This window comes from Citreicella sp. C3M06 (genome assembly GCF_018860705.1).
GTDB lineage: Bacteria > Pseudomonadota > Alphaproteobacteria > Rhodobacterales > Rhodobacteraceae > Salipiger.
Map to the genome: position 1 here is coordinate 15,063 of NZ_JAHKQA010000034.1, position 23,232 is coordinate 38,294.

The following is a 23,232-nucleotide window of genomic DNA, read 5'->3' on the forward strand; positions in this document are numbered from 1 at the left end:
AGCAGGGCACGGATGCGCTGCGGCGTCAAAGGTTCAGTGCGGCTCGTCCGACAGATGGGTCACATCAAGCCCACGTGTGAACACCAGCCCCATCGAATCGCGCAGCGTGATCGGCCCGCCCATGTAATCGGACCCGATGCCGGGGCTGCGGATCGCCAGATACCAATCGTTGCGCGACACCGAGTCGGGCAGCAGGTCGAGCGGGTCGATTTCCTCGGTCTCGCCGCCTTCCATGTGGCAGATGGTGAACACCTCACCGCCCTGCGGCGCATTGCGCAGGCTGACGAACACGGTGCGCCCGTCGATGGGCTCGACATAGCGGAAATGATCGTCGGGGCGCAGGTTATGTCGCAGCCACGGGTTGTGCAGGCGGAACATGCGCAGGCGCCGCATGGCGTTGGTCTGCACCGGGTCCAGTTTGGAAGTGGAGTGCGAGACGTTGCAATATTCGTGCATGTCATCCATCCACGCCCGCGCGATCTGTTTCAGCACGCCGACGGTGACCGGGCGCGGCCCGGCCAGCTCCGGCTCGACCGCATTGAGCAAGGTGGCGATGGTGTGCAGGTCGTAATCGGTCACCTCGACCAGTGCGGGCAGGAATTCCATGAACCGGGCCAGATCCTCGCGGGTTTCAAACCCCAGCTCCTTGAGGAAGCGGAACGCGCCGGGGATCGAATAGGCATATTCGTCGACCTGCCATTTCAACGAGATCGCTTCTTCGGCCACCACCTTGACGCCGTATTTGTCATCCTGATTGCGCACGAAACCCCAGCTTGCCCGCGCCGTCGCATTCAGGAAATCCATCGGCACGCCCGGCAGCGCGGCATAGGTCAGGATCGACACCGCCGGGTTGTCATAGGCCTTGTCGAGGATTTCCATCTTGGTCTCGCCAAGGCGGGTGTTGATGTTCAGCTTCGGGCTGACCTGCGTGCCCCGGCGGAGCGTGTCATGGTTGGCGGTGCCCGAGATCCAGTTGCTGCCGCGGGTCAGAATTTCCTTGATCCGCCAGTATTTCGACAGCCAGAACGTATAGATGAACGGCGTGTTATGGGCAAAGGTCAGCGGCCCCCACTGAAACACGTCGGGGTCGAAATCCTTCTGGTTCTCGATCACCGCACGGTAATCGGACGACAGTTCCCAGTCTTCCTGCGGCCACGGGCGGCCATCTTCGAACACGAACCACGGATGATACTCGGTGCCCGCGATGGATTGCACCAGCTCGGACATTTCCTGAAGATAGGCGTCGTCATGGCGCATCTGCTGGGTGCTGGCATCCCACCATTTGAAATCCTGCGCGCCGTCGACGCGCACGCCATCAGCGCCGAAATCGACCTTGCGGCGTTGCATTTCCAGCAGGATCGCCCGCACGAAGGGGTTATGGTAATCAAGGTTCTGGCCGTACATGTTCGGCCCGGCGAAGAAATGGCTGTTCAGCGCATTCAGCCCCTGATTGTCGGCATGGCCAAACACCAGATCGATCACCAGCATTTTGGGGTAGCGCGGAAAGTTGTGCAGCACGGCGGCAAGATCGACCAGCTCGTCAGGGCGCGCGGTTTCCAGCAGCACCGGATTGACCGTCGCCATGCCGCTGATCACGATGTCATAGCCCCAGTTGGTGGTATCGGGGCGCATCAGATGGGCGGTGACCGCGCTGTCATCGGCATCGCTGTCTGTCCAGAAGGCCGGGCCGGCCTCGTAGACGGTGGTCGGCTCGACGGGCAGCAACTGCACCGCGTCATAGCCGGCGAACAGCTCGTCATCCGGCTCCAGCGGCAGGCCGGCGGCGACGCGCGCGCCGAGCCGTTCGAACTGGCGGGTCAGCGCCGCCAGCGTGCCGCCCGGCGTGGCAGTGGGCACATGCACCTGAAGGATCGAGGTCGGCGGCGCGAATTTGTGCGGGGTCTCGCCCCGGACCTGTTCGAAATAGCCCTTGTCGTGGCGACGGGCCTGCATAGCGGGCAGATCATAGATCTCGGCGGGCGCAAAGGCGCCATAGGGCAGCGAGCTTGCCAGCGGATCAAGGATGCGGTTCAGCGCGCCGTCCTGATCGCGCCAGACCAGCGCATAGAAATCGCCGACGCTGTCGCGATCCCCGGCCCGCAGCCCCTTGGCGGCGGCAAAGGTAAAGGCCTCGCAGCGCTCTACCGGCAAAAGCACCCGGTCAAAGGTGACATCGCAGGCCGAGGCCGTCAGGTCGAGCGCCTCGCGCGGGCGCAGGATCTCAAGGTAAACATCGCCGTCGGCAATGCGCCAATCCTGCAACTCCGGGGTCCAGAAGCCGAACTCGACCCGCCCGTCTTCGACCAGCGCGCCAAGCCTGCGGGCGATCTGGCGCCCCGCATCAAAGCGGTCGGGGGCGGTGTTGAGCACCTCGCGGCACCATGCCGCGCGGGCATGGGCCTGATCGCCATCGCTGTAGATCTGAAGGTGGTCGGCTGTCTGCTCAGTCATGCTGTCCTGTCTCCGCATGTGGTCTCGCGGCGCTGATGCACCGCTGATACCCTCAAGCCGGGCAGGACCCGGAGGGCGCGCGAGGCGTCCCTGCCGGGCTGGCAGGGTCACACAAGACCGGCGCAGGGCCCGAAGGCCGCGCCTGTCCTGCGCCGTAACCTAGGGCACGCATCCGGTCATGCAACGCGAAAGGCCCGGTTTCGGGCGAAACCGGGCCTTGTGGGCGGGCGGTGCCCGACAGCTCAGCAGCGATCAGGCGGCGGCGCGGCGCAGGGTCTCAGCCATGGCAGGCAGCCGGTCCTGCCCTACAAAGCGCTGATCCCCAAGCAGGTAGGTCGGCGAAACCGTCGCCTCATGGTTCACCACCTCATGCGCAATGTCATCGGCCATGTCGCGGATCTCGTTGCGTTCGGCCATCGCCATCAGGCGGCATCCGGGCAGGTCGATCTGGTGCAGCGCTTCGGCCAGATCGCCCGGATCGGCGATATTGCGCCCTTCGGCCCAAGTGCCGCGCATGCAGGCCAGCGCCACCGCCGACTGGTCGAGCCCGAGCTCTCCGGCGGCGATGATCACCCGCGCGGCAAGGCGAGGATCGACAGGGTGGTGCAGCGGCATCGGCGCCATGTCGAGCCCGCGCAGCTTTGCCCAGCGACGCCGGTCTTCGACGGTATCTTCGGGGGTGTGCGGCACCTGCGGCAGTGCCGCCTCGCGGCAGACCCGATCGATGTCGGCAGGGCGAAAGCGCACTGTCGCACCGTTGTCATGGGCCAGTTGCATCAATGTTTCATGTCCGAGATAGGCATATCCCGAGGCCGGCGAGAAATAATAATCAATGATCGCACTCATGACAGTCCTCATGGGCAGGCAAGGCCCGGTGCGGGCCGATGCAGGATCTGTCACGATGTCACCCGGCGCCTGCGCGCATCCCTCCGCAAGCGCGGTGGCAGGATCCGGCAGTGTCGTCTGTTCCCGGGTAGCGCCATGTCGGAACCCCGTGAAACAAGGGAAACCTCACCGGGGGCTTGTGTCAAACACGCTTCAGCGCGGCGCAGAGATTTCCTAACACATTGCCGTGAATTTGCCCTTTCTGGTAATTTTCACCGTCGTTACTGCCGCATTCACAGGCGGAAGATGAATCCCGCCAGCCCCTGCCACCTATGGCGACCGCGTCTGCGGGGCTCGGCCAGCCCCCGGCACAGGGCGATTGCGCCCACCGATCCGGCTGCTAGTCTTTGCCAAGGAATGCCGCAGCGCGGCAGTGCGGAGGAGACAGGCATGAAGATCACCGACCGGGTGTTTCTGGTAACCGGCGCAGGCTCGGGCCTTGGCGCGGCGGTCGCCGGGATGCTGGTGCACAATGGCGGGCGGGCAGTTCTGCTGGACGTCAACGCCGAAGCGGGCGCGGCGATGGCAACGCGGCTGGGCGCGGCATCATGCTTTGTGCGCACCGACGTGACCTCGGCCGAGGATGGCGCGGCGGCAATTGCGGCGGCGCTCGAAGCCTTCGGGCGCATCGACGGGCTGATCAGCTGCGCCGGGGTGGCGCCGGGGGCAAAGATCCTCGGGCGCGACGGGCCGCACCAGCTCGACAGCTTTGCCCGGGCGGTGTCGATCAACCTTGTGGGCACGTTCAACATGCTTCGGCTGGCGGCAGAGGCAATCGCCAGACAGCCCGCAGGCGAGGACGGCGAGCGCGGCGTGATCATCAACACCGCCTCGATCGCCGCCTATGACGGGCAGATCGGTCAGGCCGCCTATGCCGCGTCCAAGGGGGGCGTGGCGGCGCTGACGCTTCCGGCCGCGCGCGAACTGGCGCGCCATGGCATCCGCGTCATGACCATCGCGCCGGGGATCTTCCGCACGCCGATGATGGCGGGCCTGCCGCATGATGTTCAGCAATCGCTGGGGGCCTCGGTGCCCTTCCCGCCCCGGCTTGGCGATCCGGTGGAATATGCCGCGCTGGCCCGGCACATCATCGAGAACCCGATGCTGAACGGCGAGGTCATCCGCCTTGACGGCGCGCTGAGGATGGCGCCGAAGTAACCGATGCTGATTCATGATGGCCAATCCCGCGGCGTGCGTTTCGATCTGTATCTTGCGGTCTGGCTGGCGCTGGCCGCAGGCGGGGTCAACGCGGCGGGCTTTCGGGCGCTGGGGTATTTTTCGGCCAACATGACCGGCAATGTCTCGACCCTGTCCGAAGAGCTGGCGCTGGGGCGCGTCGGCACCGCGCTCTGGGCACTGGCGCTGGTGGCGGGGTTCATCCTTGGGGCCTTTGCTGCGGGGGTGCTGATCGAAGCAGGCTTTCAGCGCGGGCTGCGCGGGGTCTATGCGCTTAGCATCCTTGCCGAAGGGCTGGGGCTGATCGCCCTGTCGCTGCTGGGCGCGCTGTGGACAAGCGCGGCTGTGCTGCACCTGATGCTGCTGGGGATGAGCCTGCTGATGGGCTTGCAGAACGCCGCCTCGACCCGCATTTCCGACGGACGGGTGCGCACCAGCCACGTGTCGGGAATTGCGACAGACATCGGGCTGGAACTGGCCGCCCTGACCGGCGGGCGCACCGGCATGGCCGGAGACCACCGACAGGTGATCCTGCGGCGACTGGCGCTGCATCTTGCCACGCTGGTGGCGTTTTTCGCTGGCGGCGTGCTGGGCGTCTGGGGCTATGAACGCATCGGTTCGCTGGTGTTCACCGCCATCGGCGCGCTGCTGGTACTTCTGGCAGTGCCGCAGCTGGTCACCGCCCGGCGCCGCTAAGCGGCTTTTCTCTGCCGCCGCTTCGCGTGTATGTTCCCCCTATGTACCCGAGTCTCTCCGGCTTTCCCCTGCGCCCGTCCCGCGTCCACGAAGTCTGCGGTGCCGGTGCCACCACCTTCGCCGCGATCTGCGCCGCGCAGGACAGCGGCCCCGTGCTCTGGGTGCGCCCGGCCTGGTCGGTCGAGATCCTCAATCCGCAGGGGCTGTGCCGGTTCTTCGATCCGGCGCGGCTGCTGCTGGCGCAGGCCCCCAGCCACGAAGACGCCCTTGCTGTCACCGAAGAAGCGCTGCGCGACGGCTCCGTGCCGCTGGTGATCACCGAGATCACCCGGCCGCTCGACCTGCGTCAGGGACGGCGGCTGCAACTGGCGGCCAAGGCCGGAGGCACCACCGGGCTGTGCCTGATCCCCGAGGGCATGGGTTCGAACGCCGCCGAAACGCGCTGGCGGGTGTCGCCCTGCGCCGCGCCCCTGTCGATGGACTCGACAAGGATGCGTTGGGAAATTATAAAGAACAAATCAGGAACACCGGAAAATTGGGAAGTGCTCTGGGATGACACGACGAATCGTCTCCATGTGGTTTCCCCGGCTCGCGTCGGATCGGGTTCTTCGGGCGCGCCCGGTTGACGGCCCGTTTGCGTTGACGCTCAGACAGGCCAATGCCGAGCGGCTGCACTGCCTCAACGCCGCCGCCGAGGCCGAGGGGCTGCACCGCGCCATGGCGCTTGCGGATGCGCGGGCGTTCTGCCCCGGACTGCTGAGCGCGCCCGCCGATCCCGCCCGCGAGGCGCGGTTTCTCGAAACCCTGCGCCGCTGGGCGCTGCGCTACTGCCCGTGGGTCGGGGTGGATGGCCCGGATGGCCTGGTGCTCGACGTAAGCGGCGCAAGCCATCTGCACGGCGGCGAGGCGGCGATGATGCGGGATATGGAAACGCGCGCCGCCCGCGCCGGGCTGGCGCTGCGCTGCGGGCTGGCCGACACCCGCGGTGCGGCCTGGGCACTGGCGCGCCACGCGCCCGGCATTGCCCCGTCCGGAGAAACCCGCGCCGCGCTTGGCCCCCTGCCCATCGCCGCGCTGCGCCTCGACGCGGGCACGGTCATCGCGCTGCAACGGCTGGGCCTGCGCCACATCGTCGACCTTGCCGCCGCCCCGCGCGCGCCGCTGGCCCGCCGCTTCGGGCGCGAGGCGCTTGCTCGGCTCGATCAGGCGCTGGGGCACCTGCCCGAGCCGGTCACCCCGCGCAAGGAGCCGCCGCATTACGCCACCCGTCTCAGCCTGCCCGAACCCATCGGCCGCAGCGAAGACGTCATGGAAGGCACCGCCCGCCTGCTCGCCCGCCTGTGCGAGACGCTGGCGAAACACGAGACCGGGGCGCGCCGGCTGGAACTGGCCCTGCGCCGCACCGATGGCGATGATCAGCGGGTCGAACTGCGCCTTGCCGCACCGATGCGCGATCCGGCGCGCATCCTGCCGCTCTTCGCCCGCGGCATCGAGGCGGCAGACGCAGGCTTCGGCATCGACCAGCTGCGGCTCGAGGCAACGCAGGTCGATGCCCTGCCCGCCCGCCAGATCGGCGGGCCGCAGCGCATCGCCGGTCAGGGCGATGGCGCGGGCAGTTTCGGGATCGACGATCTCGTGACCCGCATCGGCAGCCGCATCGGGCTCGACAACATCCAGCGCTACCTGCCCGCCGACAGCCATCTCCCCGAATGCGCCTTCAACGTCGCCCCGGCCGCATTCAGCCCACCAGACAGCGGCTGGGCACCGCCGCGCCCACGCCCGCTGCGGCTGTTCCCGCCCGAACCCGTCACCGCCGACGGCCCCGCCCCGCCAAACCGCTTTAAATGGCGCGCCATGCCACTTGAAACGCTGGCAACCAACGGCCCCGAACGCATCGCTCCCGAATGGTGGCTGCCCGAAAACCCCGGCCCCGCCGCCACCTGCCATCGCGGCGCGCGCGATTACTGGCAGGTACAGACCCGACAAGGCCGCCGCCTGTGGCTGTTCCACACCCCTCAGCTGCCCGCATGGTTCGTTCAGGGCGAATTTCCATGACCCGGCACGCTCTCTGCGCCCCCACGGAAAGCGCCTCGCACATACCCGCTCGGCGGCGCAGGCAACCCCCAGCCTGATCCAAAACCATTGACCATCAGGCGCAGCGCCCACCCTTCATCTTGCCAGATAAACTCCGGGGGGAGCCGCAGGCGGGGGGCTGGCCCCCCTCTGCCCTCGCCTCCGGGCCCAAAGCCAGCCAATTGCCACGCCATGCCCCGCGACAGCCCGCCCAAAGACGCCCCTGCCTATGCCGAACTGTGCGTCACCTCGAATTTCACCTTCCTCACCGGGGCCTCTCACCCCGAGGAGCTGATCGCGCGCGCCGCCGAGCTGGGCCTCGCCGCCATCGCCATCACCGATTGCAACAGCCTTGCGGGCGTGGTGCGCGCGTGGTCGGCGCTCAGAACCCTGCGCGAGGAGCTGGAAACCACCGTCCGTTCGTCGCAACAGACCGACCCCTGCTCGCGGCAAGCCATCGGCACGCCGCAGCGCCTGCGCGTCGCCGAACATCTGCCCCGGCTGATCACCGGCGCACGCCTTGTGCTCAGCGACACCGATGTCGAATGGCTCGCCCTGCCGATGCACCGCGCCGCCTACGAGCGGCTCTCGCAGCTACTCACCCTCGGCAAGCGGCGCGCCGAAAAGGGGCGCTGCCTGATCACCCTCGCCGATCTCGAAACCGCCGCCACCGGCATGGTCCTCATCGCCCTTCCCACGCCCGACCTGAACACCTCTGCCGCGCCGATCCGCCGGATGCAGCGGTGCCATCCCGGCAATGTCTTCCTTGGCAGCGCCCCGCGCTACGATGGCTCGGATCAGGCGTGGTTCGACGCCTGCGCGCAGGCCGCCCGCCACCTTGGCACGCCGATGGTCGCCATCGGCGATGCGCTGATGCACCATGCCGCGCGCCGCCCGCTGGCCGATGTGCTCACCTGCCTGCGCACGCATTGCACCATCGACCAGATCGGCACTCGCGCCCTGCCCAACGCCGAGCGCCGCATCAAGCGCCCCGCCGACATGGCCCGACTGTACCGCCGCCACCCCGCCGCCATCCGCCGCACGCTGGAGATCGCCGCCCGCTGCGCCTTTGACCTGTCGGAACTCAGCTACGACTACCCCGACGAACACGACGGCATCGAAGCCCCGCAGCAGCGCCTCGAAAGACTGTCGCGCGAAGGTCTGCGCCGCCGCTATCCCCACGGCGTCCCCGACAAGGTGCAGATCCTGCTCGCCAAGGAGCTCGACGTGGTCAAGGATCTCGGCTTTGCCGCCTATTTCCTGACCACCCATGACATCGTCGCCTTTGCCCGCTCGCGCGGCATCCTGTGTCAGGGGCGCGGCTCGGCGGCCAATTCGGTGATCTGCTATCTGCTGGGCATCACCGATGTGTCACCCGATCTGATCGGCATGGTGTTCGAACGCTTCATCTCGCGCCACCGGGGCGAGCCGCCCGACATCGACATCGATTTCGAACACGAGCGCCGCGAGGAAGTGATCCAGTGGATCTATGACCGCTACGGGCGCGAGCGCGCCGGGCTCTGCGCCACCGTCATCCATTTCCGCAGCCGCGCCGCCATTCGCGAGGTCGGCAAGGTCATGGGGCTGAGCCAAGACGTCACCGCCGCCCTGTCGGGGCAGATCTGGGGGCAGTCCAACGCGGGCGCCGATCCGGTGCGCATTCGCGAGCTGGGCCTCGATCCGGATGATCACCGGCTCAACATGACCATCCGCCTGATCGGCGAGATCATCGGCTTTCCGCGCCATCTAAGCCAGCATGTCGGCGGCTTCATCATCACCAAGGGGCGGCTCGATGCGCTCTGCCCCATCGAGAACGCCGCGATGGAGGGGCGCACCTGCATCGAATGGGACAAGGATGACATCGACGCCCTGGGGATACTCAAGGTCGATATCCTCAGCCTCGGGATGCTGACCTGCATCCGCAAGGCCTTTGCCCTGATCGAGCAGCACCACGGGCAAAGCTACACCCTGCACAGCGTGCCGCAGGAAGACGCGCCCACCTACGAGATGTTGCAGCGCGCCGATGCGGTCGGGGTGTTTCAGGTCGAAAGCCGGGCGCAGATGAATTTCCTGCCCCGGATGAAGCCGCGCACCTTCTACGATCTGGTGATCGAGGTCGCCATCGTGCGCCCCGGCCCGATTCAGGGCGGCATGGTGCAGCCCTACATCCGCCGCCGTCAGGGGCTGGAACAGGCGAAACCCTTTGGCCCGGCACTGGCCGCGGTCACGCGCAAGACCCTTGGCGTGCCGCTGTTTCAGGAGCAGGCGATGCAGATCGCCGTGGTTGGCGCGGGCTATACGGCGGAAGAGGCCGACAAGCTGCGCCGATCGCTGGCCGCGTTTCGCCGCATGGGCACCATCGGCGAGCATCGCGAGCGCTTCGTGCGCGGCATGCTGCGCAACGGCTATCCGCTGGACGCGGCGCAGGCCTGTTTCAGCCAGATCGAAGGCTTTGCCGATTACGGCTTTCCTGAAAGCCACGCGGCGGCCTTTGCCATGCTGACCTATGTATCGTCATGGCTCAAATGCCATCATCCGGCGATCTTCGGCTGCGCGCTGCTCAATTCCCAGCCCATGGGGTTCTACGCCCCGGCGCAGATCGTGCGCGATCTGCGTGATCACGGCATCGAGGTGCGGCGGATCTGCGTCAACAACTCGGGATGGGACAACCATCTGGAACGGCGCGCCGATGGCCGCCTTGCGCTGCGGCTGGGCTTTCGCCAGATCAAGGGCTTTCGCGAGGAAGATGCGGGCTGGATCGTGGCCGCGCGCGGCAACGGCTATCCCGATCCCGAAAGCCTGTGGCTGCGCGCCGGGCTGGCCCCCGCCGCGCTGGAACGGCTGGCCGAGGCCGATGCCTATGCCGGTATGGGGCTGAACCGGCGCGATGCGCTGTGGCAGGTGCGGGCGATCCGCGCGCCCGCGCCGCTGCCGCTGTTCTCGGGGCCGCTGGATGGCGAGGGCATCGCCGAGCCCGATACCGTGCTGCCGCCGATGAACCTTGGCGAAGAGGTGGTCGAGGATTACGTCGCCATGCGCCTGAGCCTGCGCGCCCATCCGATGGAGTTGCTGCGCCCCGAGCTGGGCAATATCCTGCCCACCGACCGCCTGCGCGAGGCACCTTTGGCGGCGACCTGCGTCGCGGGGCTGGTCATCACCCGGCAGCGGCCCGGCACCGCATCCGGGGTCATTTTCCTGACGCTCGAGGACGAGACCGGCACCGCCAACGTGGTGGTCTGGCCCAAGATCTACGAGGCGTTCCGCCGCGCCGTCATGGGCGGGCGGCTGCTGCGCATCCATGGCTATCTGCAACGCGAGGGCATCGTGGTGCACCTGATCGCGCAGCGCATCGAGGACATGTCGCACAAGCTGGGCGAGCTGGGCCACCCGATGGACGAGGCCATCGGCGTGACGTCCCCCGCCTCGGACGAGGCTCCGCGCCCGCGCCGCCCGCAGCCCTCTGCCCGCCACCCACGCGAACAGGCCAAGCGGCTGTTTCCCAGCCGCGACTTTCACTGACACGAAAAACCCCCGGACGCGGCGGCATCCGGGGGCGTTGTCGCACTGTCGGGGACAGGGCTTAGTCGGCCTTCATCGCCTCGATCGAGATCTGGACCTCGACCTCGTCCGAAACGTAGGGCGCAAAGGCACCGACGTTGTAATCGGACCGCAGCAGCGTCGTGGTCGCGAAGAAACCAAGCCACGGCTTGCCTTCCATCGGATGCTCCCCAGCCTGAGTCAGCGTGGCGTCCAGCACCACCGAATTGGTCACGCCGTTCAGCGTCAGATCGCCGGTGATCTCGGCGGTATCCTCGCCGGTGACGTTGATCGCGGTGGACGTGAACGTCACCATCTCGTCATCATTGGCATCGAAGAAATCGCCGCCCATGAAATGTTCGGTGCGCGGCTCCCAGCCGGTGATCATCGAATTGACCGGAAACGACACCTCGACCGTCGATGCCGCCGGGTCTTCGGCGTCGAACGAGATGTCGCCGGAAAAGCCCGAATACATGCCAAAGCCGGTCGAATAGCCAAGGTGGTTGTACTGGAACACGATCTGGCTGTGGCTACTGTCAAGGCTATAGGCCTCGGGAGCGGCGGTTGCGGCAATGGGGGCTGCGGCAAGCAGGCCTGCGAAAAGCATGGTCTTCATTGTCTGTCTCCGTTCTGCTGGGGGGCCTGAAGCGGCGCTGTCGATAACCGCAAAGATCGGTCCCGACTGGCGCGATCACAAGTCCCGCCTCGACCACAGAGTCTGTGGAAATACGCACAGAAAATAGGGGCCCAACTGCACAGCGCCCATCAGCGCCGCCTTGAAAGGCTGCCGACAAGACAACAAAGCCCGCCAATCAGCAGGCCAAGCGACAGCATGAAACGGACAAGCATCAGATCGGCGACACCGGGCTCGGCGACCACGATCCACAGCGCAAAGGCCGCGAACACCATCGCAGTGCCCAGAATGGCTCCGCACAAACGAAAAAACAGGGACACGGCATCACGGCCGCGACGCACAAGGTGCGACGTGGGAGAGGTCATGGTATTTCCTTCGACAACATACACTGGAAACTGGTTAACGGTTGTCAATCTCGCCCCGAAAACGGGCAATTTCGCGGCACCTGCCGGGGAAATCACGATGCCAGCTTGCACTGAGCGGCAATCTGCCGATGCGGCCGCGCTTTGGATGCAAGGCCCTCAGGCCAATCTGCCAATGCCCGGCGCATCCCCCGCGCGATCCAGGCCATGCACCGGCGGCGTACCCTCCCGGCCCCTCCAGACAGACGTTGCCAGCACCACGGCGCGCGGCGCTTGCAATTCGGCACCAGACGTGTAGAACGCCCCGGCATTCCGCAGCACTTTCTCAATCGCGCAGACTCTCGTGAGCCGGAGCGGAAGCCTCAGACCGGCCCTATGAAATGCGCCCAGACAGAAATGGAGCACACATGCCGCTTTACGAGCATGTCTTTATCGCGCGTCAGGATCTTTCCAACGCGCAGGCCGAAGGCCTCGTCGAACATTTCAGCACCGTGCTTTCGGACAATGGCGGCAGCGTCGTCACCTCCGAGTACTGGGGCGTCAAGACGATGGCCTACAAGATCAACAAGAACCGCAAGGGCCACTACGCCTACCTGCGCACCGACGCCCCGGCGACGGCCGTGCAGGAAATGGAACGCCTGATGCGCCTGCATGATGACGTGATGCGCGTGCTGACCATCAAGGTCGACGAGCATGCCGAAGGTGCGTCGATCCAGATGCAGAAGCGCGACGAGCGTGAAGGCCGTGGCGACCGCGGTGATCGTGGCGACCGTCGCGAACGTCGTAACTGATCCCCGAAACAAGGAGTTTAACCATGGCTGCAAAACCGTTTTTCCGCCGCCGCAAGGTCTGCCCCTTCTCGGGGGACAATGCGCCTAAAATCGACTACAAGGACACGAAACTGCTTCAGCGCTACATCTCCGAGCGTGGCAAGATCGTGCCGAGCCGCATCACCGCCGTTTCGGCGAAAAAGCAGCGTGAACTGGCCCGCGCCATCAAGCGCGCCCGCTTTCTCGCCCTGCTGCCCTACGTCGTGAAATAAGGAGGCCAAGCACATGCAAGTCATTCTTCTTGAGCGTGTGGCCAAGCTTGGCCAGATGGGTGACGTCGTTGACGTCAAGCCCGGCTTCGCCCGCAACTACCTGCTGCTTCAGGGCAAGGCGCTGACCGCGTCGAAAGAGAACATCGCCTCTTTCGAAGCCCAGAAAGCCCAGTTCGAAGCCCGCAACCTCGAGACCAAGAAAGAGGCCGAAGCTCTGGCCTCGCGTCTCGATGGTCAGCAGTTCATCGTGATCCGCTCGGCATCCGACGGCGGCAACCTGTACGGCTCGGTCACCACCCGTGACGTGTCGGACATTGCCACCGAAGAGGGTTTCACCATCGACCGCAAGCAGGTGATCATCCGCCTGCCGATCAAGGAACTCGGCCTGCACCCCGTCGAGGTGCACCTGCACCCCGAAGTGATGTGCACCGTCGAGATCAACGTCGCCCGCTCGCCCGAAGAGGCCGAGCTTCAGGCGTCGGGCAAGTCGATTCAGGAGCTGGCGGCCGAGGAAGAGGCTCAGGCCGATTTCGAGATCTCCGAGCTGTTCGACGACATCGGCGGCGCAGCATCCGATGAGGATGCCGGCATTGTCGACACCCCCGAAGGCCGGGCTGACAACTGATCCAAAGATCCGCCGCGGCCGTCGCGTCGCAGGATTATCAACCGCGCCGAGTTTTTCGGCGCGGTTTCTTTTTGTCTAACGAAGGGTTTACTAAAACGTTTTCTCAAAAAGCGCGACGCGTTGGTCCCTGCTGTGCTATGCCTGTAGACAGATCTTGCGATGCGAGGTGATTGTCCCGATTTTTTGGCTAAAAATCTTAAAAATTTACCTTACTTAGTTGCTTTTCTTGCATATTCCCGAAGGGCAAGGCACTCCGTCCACCGTGATGGCAGACGAACGAGGGCGATCAGTGACATTGGAAATGGGCATCGCCGCGCGCCTGCGCAGACACAGGCAGGCAGCGGGGCTGACACAGGGCGAACTGGCGCAGAAGATTGGCGCGAACACCCAGCAGATCCACCGTTACGAAACCGGGGCAGGACGGATCCCGGCGGCCCAGTTGTTCCAGATCGCAGCCGCTCTGACGCTTCCCATCGATGCCTTCTTCGATCCCTCCCCTGACACCCCATCCAGCGAAGACGCGCTGATGCGCGACACACGCATCGTGGCAAGCCTTCTGCGAGAACTCGGCGAGGAAGAGCGCGGCGCGGTGATCAAGCTCATCGCGGCGATGGCACGCCCGCTCTGAGCCACCCTGCCAGTAGCGAAACGGAAAAAGCGCGCCGGTGTCCCGGCGCGCTTTTCCTGTGTCAGGTCAGGGGTGGCAGGGCCACCCCATCCCGGCATCACTCTTCGTCAAGCGCCTCGACAGCGGCCTGAAGCTCATCCTTGGTGACTTCTTTCTCGGTCACAGTGGCCTGCGCCGCGATGTGATCGATCACTTTGTCTTCAAAGATCGGCGCCCGCAGCTGCTGCTGCATCTGCTGGTTCTGACGCACAAAGTCGAAGAACGCGCGCTCCTGCCCCGGATACTGACGCGCCTGCGAGATGATCGCCTGGGTCATCTCGGCATCGGTCACTTCGACCTCGGCTTTCTGACCGATTTCGGCCAGCAGCAGGCCAAGGCGCACGCGGCGCTCGGCAAGGGTCTTGTGCTCGTCGGTGGGCTCGATGGAATCGTGGTTGTGATCCTGAACCTCGGGGTGCTCCTCGTGCCACAGCTGGTGGGCGATCTGGCCAGCCTCGGCCTCGACCAGCGCCGGGGGCAGCTCAAAGCTGACCAGCTTGTCGAGCTCGTCGAGCAGGCCGCGCTTCATCACCTGACGCGCCGCGCCGGCATATTCGGCTTCGAGACGCTCGGAGATCTGCGCCTTGAGCCCGGCAAGATCCTCGGCGCCGAACTTCTTGGCCATTTCATCGTCGATTGCGGCATCGACCGGCTCTTTGACGGCCTTGACGGTCACGTCGAACACAGCGGCCTTGCCAGCGAGGTTCTCGGCGCCGTATTCCTCGGGGAAGGACACCTCGACAGCCTTTTCGTCACCGGCCTTGACGCCGACCAGCTGCTCTTCGAAGCCGGGGATGAACGAACCGGAGCCGATCACCAGCGGGTAATCCTCGGCGGTGCCGCCTTCGAATGCCTCGCCGTCGACCTTGCCGACGAAATCGATCACGACCTGATCGCCGTCCTGCGCTTCGGCATCTGCCGCGCGGTCGTTGAAATCCTGCGCGGTCTTGGCGAGCGAGGCCAGCGCCTCGTCGACGGCGGCATCATCTGCCTTGACCACCAGCTTTTCGATCGCCACGCCGCTCAGATCGAGCTCGGGCACCTCGGGAAGCTTTTCATAGGACATCACGACAGCAACGTCCTCGCCTTCCTTCCAGTCGTCATTGGTCATCTTGACCTGCGGCTGAAGCGCCGGGCGATCGCCGCTGGCTTCGAAATGCTTCGACATGGCGTCGTCGATGGCTTCCTGCATCGACTCGCCCATCAGGCGCTGCCCATACTGCTTCTTGAGAAGCGGCATGGGCACCTTGCCCTTGCGGAAGCCCTTCATCTCGATCTCGGGCTGTGCTTCCTTGAGCTTGGAGTTAACCTTCGCGTCCAGTTCCTCGGCGGTGAGGACAAGCTCGTAGGCGCGCTTCAGCCCTTCGTTCAGAGTCTCGGTGACCTGCATACCATTTCCCTATGCTTCTTGGGCGAGGCCCGGACGGGACCCACCACGCTCATTAGATTTTGCGGTCTTCTAAGCGCAAGGGGCCATGCCTGCAAGGCGGATTCGCCCGCTGCAACGCGGCAGGGCCGTGCGAGCGAAGAAGGGCTTGCCACTGCCGGAACAGTGCAGTAGTCACATGGCGTCGCGGGTGTAGCTCAATGGTAGAGCAGCAGCTTCCCAAGCTGAATACGAGGGTTCGATTCCCTTCACCCGCTCCAATCCCACAGAATTCCACACAAGATTTCAGATGATTGGGCGTATTGTGTCCCACGCGATAGTTCGTCGCGGGACACCTTCAGAATCTACCTAAGCAGCGCGCATGGTACGAAGGTGGTCACGCTGAGGCTCTAACCACCCCGTGATGCACGCGCAGCTCACACCTATCACAGCGCATCTGCGCTGAGCACATCGGGCGCAAAGGTCAGCAGCCAGTGGAAGATGTGCTGGCAGCGGACCGCACAAACCAACTGTTGACAGATTTTCTTGGCGCGCTTAACTGGACCTTAATACTACGTAGAATACGTATACGAGAGGCAGTCCATGCAGTGTGTGATCGAGACGCACGCTTTCGTCTCCGCAGCCAAGGACGCTGGGCTGTCTGAGGAGGAGCGCCATAAGGTCGTCACCTTTATTGCCGAGAACCCGGCAACTGGTGACGTAATCAAAGGAACCGGAGGGGCGCGCAAGGTGCGTTTCCCGCTGAGGAACAAAGGAAAGAGCGGGGGCGTTAGGGTGATAACGTTCTACTCAGGTGAGGACATTCCGGTGTTCTTGCTGGACGTTTTTTCAAAAGGTGAGCGCATCGACGTATCACAGTCGGAACGTAACGAGATGAAGAAGATTCTGGGAGAAATGGCAGAAAGCTATCGCGCTGCCCACCGCGTGAAGATAGCTGATTTGGTGGAGAAGACAGGATGAGCAAGGCTGGGAAAAGACTACTCGCTGCCGCTCAAGAGGCGAAAGAAATCGCCCAAGGCAGAAAAGAACCGGCAGGTATTTTCGTACCCGCCGACATTAATGTACGCGACATTCGCCGCAAGCTGGGGCTGTCCCAAGAGGATTTTGCCGCAGAGTTTTGCTTTACAGTGACGCAAATTCGGGATTGGGAGCAAGGGCGCTCACGCCCGCTCCATGCAGCTCGCGCCTATCTGATGATGATTAAGGTAGCGCCTGATACTGTCAGGAATATCTTGAAGGAAGTCGTTTCTGAGGCTGAACGCGAGGTAGCCGCCTAATGATGAACCATAAAATCTGGACGTATAACCCGCCCAAGTGGCGGGTTATGTGTTTTTAGCCAACATCCACACATTACTCCCTGCGCGGCCCTTGCTTCCCGTGACCGCTTTCCGGTCCTCGAGCAGCCTCTTAGCCTTCGACACGCGCCGGATCAGTCCCCCCGACGATTACCCTCCCCCACTCCAACCGTAGATCACGCCAGGTCCCCTTCGCCCGCACGCCTCGCACCGCATCCGCGCCAGCACCTCGCCCCGCAGCGTCAGCCCGCCCTCGTCCAGCGCATCGGCTGGCACATCTGCAGGAGTGCCATCATCAGGGCAGCACGCACAGCACACGCTCATGGCCGCACCGGCATGTCAGGGATGCGAAGTTGCCTCGCCTCATTGCGCGCAGGTAGCCCGTTAACCGGGCGCTCACCACCCCTGCCCTATCGTCGTCCGATGGATGACCCACTGATCACACGCAGAGCATCGGAGACTCGGCTGGAATGGCCGGGCCTCGTCGTGCTGGTGCGCGGTTCGGAGATCTGCCAGTTTGCAAGCATCTTACCAGTTGCGCGCGCTGAGGTTGTGGCCCGGGTGCATCAAGCGTCCGTTTTGGTCGCACCTGAAGCTCTGAGCGCCGGGACGGAATGCCCCGGCTCTCGGGGGGGTCTCTGGGCAGGCCCCACTGATCGCTAACTGCGGGCGCGGATCACTGATCCTGCGACGATCCCGCTTTCGGGCTGGCCCCTGGCAAGGCAAGCGGCAGAAGGCTTGTCGGAAGCTCGCTCAGCTTCGACATGGCGATGCCTTCCATGATCTCGGTCGTGGCTTTCCGCCCCTTGACCGCGCCGGGCGAGGACAATCGCGCGTAGCTCAGCGCGAAGTCCATCAGTTCTTCTTTGGTGATCTTGCCGTCAGCGAGCATGGCGACCGCCTTGCCAACGCCGGTCTTAATCGCGGAGTGCAGAGTTGCTCGCTCGACCACGCCTTTGAGCAGTTGATACAGCAGCCCGGACAGCGCGGCCGCAATCAGCTCGGTCAGATACGGCTCGAACGCCGCGAGGATATTGGTCAAGTCCATTGTCGCGTTCCTTCGGTGTGATGCGGCGCGCAGCCGCGTTGAGGGCGAGCCAAAGCCGCCAGTCGGTAATCGGGATCAACATGCGCGCCCCCGAAAAAGCGCGCGCAGACGGTCGGTGTCGTCGTCGGCAGGATCGGGGCGAAGCGGATCGGGCTGGCTCACAGCAGCGCCGCCCAGGTCATCGGCCCGATCACCCCGTCAGGCAGAAGCTCGTGCTGCGCCTGGAACGCGACCACGGCGGCGCGGGTAATCGGGCCGAAGGCCCCATCGACCGTGATGCCGAGGGCATCTTGCGCATCGCGGACATAGTGCCCGGCTGCCCCCTGCCAGATCGTCGGGCGTGACGGATGGTCCTGCGCGGCGGGCAGATCGACCATGCGCGCCAGCACCGCAGCGCGGAACTCGTCGCCAACCGCGACCGGATCGCGGGAGGCAGTCCCGCCAAACAGCGTGTAATCGAAATCCCATTTGCCGCGCTGCCAGACGCCCAGGGTCGGCTCGACCTCGGCATGGCTGAGAACCGTCTTCCGGGAGACGGCGATCCCATAGAGGCCGCAGAGACGCGCCGTCTCGGCCACCAGCGCTTTGACTTGCTCCGGGCGTACAGGATAGGCCCACCGTCCCACAGCGCCCCATTCCGCGCTCGCCATCGCGCAGATCGACACGCCGATGCTGCCGGTGTTCAGCGCGCGCGTGTGGGCCGCATAGGTGCCGGTCGTCAGGGTGCGGCCCGGGGCGTTCCCTGCGATGGCATGAACCCCGTCATGAACCTCCCCCGAACCGTCGATGATCCGGTGGTAATGCTCGCGGTCCAGATTGCTTACGGCGTAGCTGCCGCCGGTATGGTGCAGAATGATCCTATTCATCGGCATGGTCTTCTCCCATGAAAAAGCCCGACGCGATGGCCGGGCGGTATAGATTTGGATGGGGGGTGATGTGACGTCAGCGGTAGAACCAACTCCGGGTTTTCCCGAGGGCTGGGCCGTAGCATTGATGCAGCACGTCGCCGTGGCTACCGGTCAGCAGGAGGTGCTCCGGCAGGCGGACACGCAGATCTTTCCAGCGCAACACGCCACGCTCCCGGATTCGTGGCGGGTCCGCGAAGTAGGCCTGAACCGATGGGCCGTTCGCACCCCTCGCGCCGAGAAACCATTCCACCGACCGCCAGTCGCAATCGCGCAACTTCTCGGCCTCGAGTTCCACCCGAGACCACCCCCCTCCGAGATCTTCGGTCGCCACGATTGCGGCGGGCGTGACGACCGGCCAGATCCTTGTCTCAATTCCCGGGGAGAACACCCAGATCAGGGCTAGGATCGGTGCCATCAACAACCAGATGCGCCCTTCCCTTGCTGCCTGTCTGGTCGCCGCTGTCGCAGCCCTCTCAGTCCTGCTTTTCATGGTTCAGCTTCCCTGCGCCGGCTTCAACGGCGGCGATAATGATCTTTGCGATCGACATTCCGCCGAGGCCGGCCGCGAAGGCGGCGGTGGCATAGGCGCCATCCCCCAGAGGGCCGATGTACCTGTTCATGATCGCGAGCGTGATCGGGGCGAAATACTGCGCGAAGATCGCCCCGGTGATGACCGAGCCGATACCGCTCGCGATGCGACGCCGCTCGTTCATCCACCAACGCACAGCGCCCCCGGCGGCCCCCGCAATAGCAACCTGCCCGGCGGCCCCCGTGAGCCACGTTAGCCAAAGGCCGAGCCACAGCTTGATGTGTGCCCACAGCTCAACGAGCGGCGGTATCCTGTCAGGCATGACGCCCTCCGTTCGTGTTGCTCGGTCTCTGGGCCGGATTACGGGTATTGAGTCAGGTCGAGCGTCCGGCTGTCGCCGTAGCCCCGGCCGCCTTCCGCGAAAAACGCGGCATAGGCCGCCTCGTCTGCGGCATCCAGCTCGGCAAAGGTCTTGCCAGACGCCGCAACGTCGATGAGGTGATATTGATAGAGGATGAAGCTCTGCCCGACGTTGGAGTTCAGGCTGTTGTAGGGCGGGATGTTGCCCCACGCCGCCTCATAGATCGCATTCAGCGAGGCGTTGGCGTTCGGTGACCCCGACCAGCCGCTTGCCGAAATGGCCTTCCGCTCGGTGCCGAGCGAGTTTTCCAACCCCCCGATCATCAACCGACTGGTCGAAAAACCGGCGCCGTTGCCGATGCCGGTCGTATACAGGTTGCCCGTCGAAGACGAGACGCGCTCAACGTCAGCCCAGATAAAGCAGGCCATTTCGCGCGTGGTGTTCGCTGCGAGATAGGCCATAATCGCCGCGGCCCCTTCGATGCGCGCGGCATAGCCCCCTTGGTCCGTCGTGCTAACGGCCCCGAACAGCGCGCCGTTTGCCGTGCGTTGGAACGCCCCGTATGGCGCACCGGGGAACGTGTTGATGAAGGTCGAGGCCAAACTCGACTGCGAGCCGCTGCCGAGCAGTGCAGCGGCCTCCTCCCATGCGATATTCGCGATAGTCCCGCCGTCTCCGGGAACGCCGGATGCGGTCATCGAGTGCGTGAAATCGGTCAAGATCAGCGATCCGGGCGTCAGCCGCGCGTCGTTTCCGATGATCGGCGCGCTGGTATCGGTCAGCGTCACGCCCGAAAGTACAATTTTGCGTCCCATGTTATTGGTCCTCTTCCAGCCAGCCCATTTCTTCGATGCGGGCGGCAATGCAGTTTGCGATCAGGGTGTATCCCGAAGCGTTGAAGTGGGTGTCGTCCACGCGGAGGCTTTCGGGAACGATCCCGAGCCCAATGTCCTCTTCGTCTTCGGCGGTCGGGGTGATGCCAGCTTCGGCAAGAGCCTCGAAGCTTGCGAGGTATTCGTGGAGGTTCACAAACCGCCGTCCGAACTCGTTGAAGAACTGGTCGTGCATCGGTTGGCGGTAACTGATGGTCGAGGTCGTGAGGCCGCAGACCAACCATTTCCTATGGTTCTCTCCGAGCCATTCGATGATCGCCCGCTCGCGGCGGATGATTTCCTCGGCATCGTTCACGCCATCATTCTGGCCCATCCAGAGGATGAAAATGTCGTCCCTTCGGGCCTGCGCCGCAGTGATCAAGGCGGCAGGGCGGGGAACGCTCACCGCGTCGCCATCCGTGCTGCGCGTGAACGTGTAGGTGCCGCCGGAATAGCTCAAGCTGCCCGAGACCCCGGCTAGGGTGCAGGGATTGATTCCCGCCGAGCCTTGCAGCAACGGCGCAACCGCCCCCCCGTCTGCGCCGGTCAGCGTGACAGTGACCCCGCCCGACACCGGGATCTCATCACCGTCAGGCGTGACGAGGTAGGGCAGCGCCCCGACCCGGCCCGCAATGGTGCGCGATCCCTCGCCGCCCACCCCGAGGTTGTTGACCGTTCGGCCCGTGATGGTAGCGAGGACGCTCGGGTACGTAGTGCCCCCGCCACCCGACCCCGCAGTGAGGCTATCCCCAAGGCAGGTGATCGATGCGGGGGTGGTCGTCGCGACCTCGATGCCAAGGGCGTCAGCGATGTTGTCGATCACGCGGGACGTAAAGCGCCCGTTCGGCCCGACTTCGAGGTCGGTGCGCCGCCCGTCTTCATCGACGAAAGCGATGCCGACGCCGCTCTCGTCGTAGACAAACTGGCCGCCGAGCAGGCCCGGCGTGTTGGCCCCGTCCAGCATGGACCCGACCTTTTCTGCGGCATATTCCGTCGGCCCGCCATCCGGCGCGGCCTCAATCCATGTGCGGCGGCCATCCTCATCGACCACGGCAAAGACCGTGCCGCTTTCATCTGCGACCTCGATCGACGGAAGAGCGTCATCCGCCTTCGCCCCTTGCTCTGCCGTGGCGAAATTCGGCGTCACGTCGGCTTCGATCTTTGCCGAAAGGTCGGAAATGGCAAACTTGGCGAAGGCATCCCCGTTCTCGCTGTCCTGCCCGTACAGCGTGTCTCCATCCACGGGCGAAGCCTTGGCCACCGCGTCCTTGAGGTCGCCGGGCTGCACGGCGCTGTCTGCCGTCTCCCCCTGCGCTGCGGTCGCATACTCGTCCGCGTCAGTCGCCGCCGCCGAGCCGAGCGTGGGGGTGTTCGACAGGTCGTTGTAATCGCCAGTCGCCGCCACGGTCGCCGCCGTGTCGGTAATGTCCAGCACCTCGATCACGGCAATATCAGTCTCATGGTCGCCGCCGTACAGCAGCACGTGCGGCACGGCGTAGCGGGTGGAGTCTGGCACGGTGTAGTCAGCCCCAGACACGCCGGGGCGAGCGAAAGTGAAGCTGTAGTCTTGCGCCCCGTCTTCGACAGTCGGGTTCAGGCCCTCAATCGTCACATCGCTCAAGGCCGCCCGCGCGCCGCCCAGGTTCTGCATCCTGATCGTGATATAGTGCCCGGCAGGATCGACAGGATCGACCGTGCGCGCGAAAGCAACGCGCACCCGATACAGCCGCCCAGCCTCGACAGCCGTTTCAGCGCGCGGCGCGATGATCTGCAAGCCATCCACCGCGTCGGAGCCATTCAGCCGCCACACGTCGCCGAACAGCGTCGTCGTAGCCCGCGCCCCGTTGGTGATCGCTGGCCGATCTCCGCCGACAATCTCCGACGAAAACGCCGCCCCCAGCTCCGGGCGGATGGCGTCCCGCCCGAAAACATCCGCAGAGGCGGCATAGGCGTCCAGCGATGGCGCACCGGTCAAATCGGCGTAATCGCCCGAGACGGCCACCGCCGACAGATCCTCCGGCTGCACTGCGCTCTCAGCCAGCGCGCCCTGTGCCAGCGTGGCGAAGACCAGATCATAGGCCTCCCGAGAATGCTCGCGCAGCGCCGCAACCGCCACCCGTTTGAAGTTGGAAAAATCCTCCGAGTCCGAGATGAACAGGAAATCGCCAGAAACCGGGTCGGGCTTGGTCGTCGCGCCTTTCAGGTCTGCGGACAAAACGGCGGTATCGAGGCCAAGCTGCTCTGCCGTGACCCCGTGCGGGTTGTCGCCGTCGCTGATATGGTTCGCGAGGTCGCTGGCGACGATGCCCGCGCTGCTGTCACCGATCCGGTCCCATCGGCCCCAAGCCTCCACCCATGCGTAGCGCCCAGCGTTATTCACCGTCGCGCCGTCGTATCCTGTCTCACTGGCCTCATAGTGCGTGCCCGCGTCTCCACTGTCGACGCTAGCTGTCTGGCGGTTGTAGGTTCCGGCGAAGGACTTTAGGCCCGACCACGTGGAAAAGCCCAGCTCGCCCGACGAAACCTGCGCCTCAATCTCATCCAGCCGCTCGGCAACCGGCCCCGACGAGATCAGTAGCGTGCCCACCGTGTCGAACGGGGTCGGCGCGACCCGCTTGTTGTAAATCGTCACGAAGTGATCGACCGCGTTGTTCACGGCCTTGTTTGCAAGGTCAGTCATTGCC

22 protein-coding genes and 1 tRNA gene are annotated in these 23,232 nt (G+C 64.8%); 12 read left to right on the forward strand and 11 right to left on the reverse strand.

Annotated features, from left to right (window positions below):
• Positions 1–33: 33 nt before the first annotated feature.
• The gene (gene gghA, locus KO516_RS06465; RefSeq protein WP_216002974.1) at positions 34–2,451 is read right to left on the reverse strand and encodes a glucosylglycerol hydrolase; all 2,418 of its coding nucleotides are present in this window, start codon (positions 2,449–2,451) and stop codon (positions 34–36) included.
• 252 nt (positions 2,452–2,703) lie between these two features.
• Positions 2,704–3,297, reverse strand: a complete 594-nt coding sequence (locus KO516_RS06470; RefSeq protein ID WP_216002975.1) for a 2-hydroxychromene-2-carboxylate isomerase — start codon at positions 3,295–3,297, stop codon at positions 2,704–2,706.
• Between the two features lie 429 nt (positions 3,298–3,726).
• Here KO516_RS06470 and KO516_RS06475 point away from each other — a divergent pair, with 429 nt between their 5' ends.
• From KO516_RS06475 to KO516_RS06495, 5 genes are all read left to right on the forward strand, one after another.
• Positions 3,727–4,494: an SDR family NAD(P)-dependent oxidoreductase gene (locus KO516_RS06475; RefSeq protein ID WP_216002976.1), complete on the forward strand. Its 768-nt coding sequence runs from the start codon at positions 3,727–3,729 to the stop codon at positions 4,492–4,494.
• 3 nt (positions 4,495–4,497) lie between these two features.
• On the forward strand, positions 4,498–5,208 hold the full coding sequence (locus KO516_RS06480; protein WP_216002977.1) for a YoaK family protein: 711 nt from the start codon (positions 4,498–4,500) through the stop codon (positions 5,206–5,208).
• 41 nt (positions 5,209–5,249) lie between these two features.
• Entirely contained in the window at positions 5,250–5,834 is a 585-nt protein-coding gene (locus KO516_RS06485) for an ImuA family protein (RefSeq protein ID WP_216002978.1), read from the forward strand.
• Positions 5,782–7,263 (forward strand): DNA polymerase Y family protein, encoded by a 1,482-nt coding sequence (locus KO516_RS06490; RefSeq protein WP_216002979.1) that lies wholly within the window; start codon positions 5,782–5,784, stop codon positions 7,261–7,263. The genes KO516_RS06485 and KO516_RS06490 overlap by 53 nt, the downstream gene beginning before the upstream one ends.
• A gap of 210 nt (positions 7,264–7,473) precedes the next feature.
• Positions 7,474–10,800: an error-prone DNA polymerase gene (locus KO516_RS06495; RefSeq protein ID WP_216002980.1), complete on the forward strand. Its 3,327-nt coding sequence runs from the start codon at positions 7,474–7,476 to the stop codon at positions 10,798–10,800.
• A gap of 61 nt (positions 10,801–10,861) precedes the next feature.
• On the opposite strand, the gene KO516_RS06500 is transcribed toward KO516_RS06495, so the two are convergent.
• Both KO516_RS06500 and KO516_RS06505 read right to left on the reverse strand, forming a co-directional pair.
• Complete coding sequence (locus tag KO516_RS06500) at positions 10,862–11,434, reverse strand: YceI family protein (RefSeq protein ID WP_216002981.1); 573 nt, start codon at positions 11,432–11,434, stop codon at positions 10,862–10,864.
• A gap of 149 nt (positions 11,435–11,583) precedes the next feature.
• Positions 11,584–11,928, reverse strand: coding sequence for a hypothetical protein (locus KO516_RS06505; RefSeq protein ID WP_216002982.1), 345 nt, complete (start codon positions 11,926–11,928; stop codon positions 11,584–11,586).
• Positions 11,929–12,221: 293 nt separating this feature from the next.
• Here KO516_RS06505 and rpsF point away from each other — a divergent pair, with 293 nt between their 5' ends.
• From rpsF to KO516_RS06525, 4 genes are all read left to right on the forward strand, one after another.
• Positions 12,222–12,605, forward strand: coding sequence for a 30S ribosomal protein S6 (gene rpsF, locus KO516_RS06510; protein WP_216002983.1), 384 nt, complete (start codon positions 12,222–12,224; stop codon positions 12,603–12,605).
• A 23-nt stretch (positions 12,606–12,628) separates the two neighbouring features.
• A complete protein-coding gene (rpsR, locus tag KO516_RS06515) occupies positions 12,629–12,856 on the forward strand; it encodes a 30S ribosomal protein S18 (RefSeq protein WP_007800837.1) in 228 nt (75 codons plus the stop codon).
• Between the two features lie 13 nt (positions 12,857–12,869).
• Entirely contained in the window at positions 12,870–13,481 is a 612-nt protein-coding gene (gene rplI / locus KO516_RS06520; protein WP_216002984.1) for a 50S ribosomal protein L9, read from the forward strand.
• Between the two features lie 301 nt (positions 13,482–13,782).
• Entirely contained in the window at positions 13,783–14,109 is a 327-nt protein-coding gene (locus KO516_RS06525; protein WP_252737448.1) for a helix-turn-helix domain-containing protein, read from the forward strand.
• A gap of 97 nt (positions 14,110–14,206) precedes the next feature.
• Here KO516_RS06525 and tig read toward each other — a convergent pair whose 3' ends face one another.
• The gene (gene tig, locus KO516_RS06530) at positions 14,207–15,538 is read right to left on the reverse strand and encodes a trigger factor (RefSeq protein ID WP_216002985.1); all 1,332 of its coding nucleotides are present in this window, start codon (positions 15,536–15,538) and stop codon (positions 14,207–14,209) included.
• Between the two features lie 183 nt (positions 15,539–15,721).
• On the opposite strand from tig, the gene KO516_RS06535 reads away from it, so the two are divergent.
• From KO516_RS06535 to KO516_RS06545, 3 genes are all read left to right on the forward strand, one after another.
• Positions 15,722–15,795: transfer RNA gene (locus tag KO516_RS06535), tRNA-Gly, on the forward strand.
• Positions 15,796–16,117: 322 nt separating this feature from the next.
• Positions 16,118–16,495 (forward strand): type II toxin-antitoxin system RelE/ParE family toxin, encoded by a 378-nt coding sequence (locus tag KO516_RS06540; RefSeq protein ID WP_216002986.1) that lies wholly within the window; start codon positions 16,118–16,120, stop codon positions 16,493–16,495.
• A complete protein-coding gene (locus tag KO516_RS06545) occupies positions 16,492–16,812 on the forward strand; it encodes a DNA-binding transcriptional regulator (protein ID WP_216002987.1) in 321 nt (106 codons plus the stop codon). The genes KO516_RS06540 and KO516_RS06545 overlap by 4 nt, the downstream gene beginning before the upstream one ends.
• A gap of 694 nt (positions 16,813–17,506) precedes the next feature.
• Here the strand turns inward: KO516_RS06545 and KO516_RS06550 are convergent.
• From KO516_RS06550 to KO516_RS06575, 6 genes are all read right to left on the reverse strand, one after another.
• On the reverse strand, positions 17,507–17,878 hold the full coding sequence (locus KO516_RS06550; RefSeq protein ID WP_216002988.1) for a hypothetical protein: 372 nt from the start codon (positions 17,876–17,878) through the stop codon (positions 17,507–17,509).
• A 158-nt stretch (positions 17,879–18,036) separates the two neighbouring features.
• Positions 18,037–18,744 (reverse strand): peptidoglycan-binding domain-containing protein, encoded by a 708-nt coding sequence (locus KO516_RS06555; RefSeq protein ID WP_216002989.1) that lies wholly within the window; start codon positions 18,742–18,744, stop codon positions 18,037–18,039.
• Positions 18,745–18,820: 76 nt separating this feature from the next.
• Entirely contained in the window at positions 18,821–19,276 is a 456-nt protein-coding gene (locus KO516_RS06560) for a hypothetical protein (protein ID WP_216002990.1), read from the reverse strand.
• Positions 19,260–19,637, reverse strand: coding sequence for a hypothetical protein (locus tag KO516_RS06565; protein ID WP_216002991.1), 378 nt, complete (start codon positions 19,635–19,637; stop codon positions 19,260–19,262). Before KO516_RS06565 ends, KO516_RS06560 begins: the two co-directional genes overlap by 17 nt.
• Before the next feature lie 38 nt (positions 19,638–19,675).
• Positions 19,676–20,464, reverse strand: coding sequence for a hypothetical protein (locus KO516_RS06570; RefSeq protein ID WP_216002992.1), 789 nt, complete (start codon positions 20,462–20,464; stop codon positions 19,676–19,678).
• A gap of 28 nt (positions 20,465–20,492) precedes the next feature.
• Positions 20,493–23,228, reverse strand: a complete 2,736-nt coding sequence (locus KO516_RS06575) for an SGNH/GDSL hydrolase family protein (protein WP_216002993.1) — start codon at positions 23,226–23,228, stop codon at positions 20,493–20,495.
• Between the last annotated feature and the right edge of the window lie 4 nt (positions 23,229–23,232).

Excerpts from the sequence above, each read along its gene's own strand:
- rpsF (WP_216002983.1), top strand. The coding sequence starts at position 12,222 with ATGCCGCTTTACGAGCATGTCTTTATCGCGCGTCAGGATCTTTCCAAC.
- KO516_RS06500 (WP_216002981.1), bottom strand. The coding sequence starts at position 11,434 with ATGAAGACCATGCTTTTCGCAGGCCTGCTTGCCGCAGCCCCCATTGCC.
- KO516_RS06485 (WP_216002978.1), top strand. The coding sequence starts at position 5,250 with ATGTACCCGAGTCTCTCCGGCTTTCCCCTGCGCCCGTCCCGCGTCCAC.
- KO516_RS06480 (WP_216002977.1), top strand. The coding sequence starts at position 4,498 with ATGCTGATTCATGATGGCCAATCCCGCGGCGTGCGTTTCGATCTGTAT.
- KO516_RS06575 (WP_216002993.1), bottom strand. The coding sequence starts at position 23,228 with ATGACTGACCTTGCAAACAAGGCCGTGAACAACGCGGTCGATCACTTC.
- KO516_RS06545 (WP_216002987.1), top strand. The coding sequence starts at position 16,492 with ATGAGCAAGGCTGGGAAAAGACTACTCGCTGCCGCTCAAGAGGCGAAA.
- KO516_RS06470 (WP_216002975.1), bottom strand. The coding sequence starts at position 3,297 with ATGAGTGCGATCATTGATTATTATTTCTCGCCGGCCTCGGGATATGCC.
- KO516_RS06495 (WP_216002980.1), top strand. The coding sequence starts at position 7,474 with ATGCCCCGCGACAGCCCGCCCAAAGACGCCCCTGCCTATGCCGAACTG.
- KO516_RS06490 (WP_216002979.1), top strand. The coding sequence starts at position 5,782 with ATGTGGTTTCCCCGGCTCGCGTCGGATCGGGTTCTTCGGGCGCGCCCG.
- KO516_RS06550 (WP_216002988.1), bottom strand. The coding sequence starts at position 17,878 with ATGGACTTGACCAATATCCTCGCGGCGTTCGAGCCGTATCTGACCGAG.
- KO516_RS06555 (WP_216002989.1), bottom strand. The coding sequence starts at position 18,744 with ATGAATAGGATCATTCTGCACCATACCGGCGGCAGCTACGCCGTAAGC.
- gghA (WP_216002974.1), bottom strand. The coding sequence starts at position 2,451 with ATGACTGAGCAGACAGCCGACCACCTTCAGATCTACAGCGATGGCGAT.
- KO516_RS06560 (WP_216002990.1), bottom strand. The coding sequence starts at position 19,276 with ATGAAAAGCAGGACTGAGAGGGCTGCGACAGCGGCGACCAGACAGGCA.
- rpsR (WP_007800837.1), top strand. The coding sequence starts at position 12,629 with ATGGCTGCAAAACCGTTTTTCCGCCGCCGCAAGGTCTGCCCCTTCTCG.
- KO516_RS06525 (WP_252737448.1), top strand. The coding sequence starts at position 13,783 with ATGGGCATCGCCGCGCGCCTGCGCAGACACAGGCAGGCAGCGGGGCTG.
- KO516_RS06540 (WP_216002986.1), top strand. The coding sequence starts at position 16,118 with ATGCAGTGTGTGATCGAGACGCACGCTTTCGTCTCCGCAGCCAAGGAC.
- rplI (WP_216002984.1), top strand. The coding sequence starts at position 12,870 with ATGCAAGTCATTCTTCTTGAGCGTGTGGCCAAGCTTGGCCAGATGGGT.
- KO516_RS06565 (WP_216002991.1), bottom strand. The coding sequence starts at position 19,637 with ATGCCTGACAGGATACCGCCGCTCGTTGAGCTGTGGGCACACATCAAG.
- KO516_RS06475 (WP_216002976.1), top strand. The coding sequence starts at position 3,727 with ATGAAGATCACCGACCGGGTGTTTCTGGTAACCGGCGCAGGCTCGGGC.
- tig (WP_216002985.1), bottom strand. The coding sequence starts at position 15,538 with ATGCAGGTCACCGAGACTCTGAACGAAGGGCTGAAGCGCGCCTACGAG.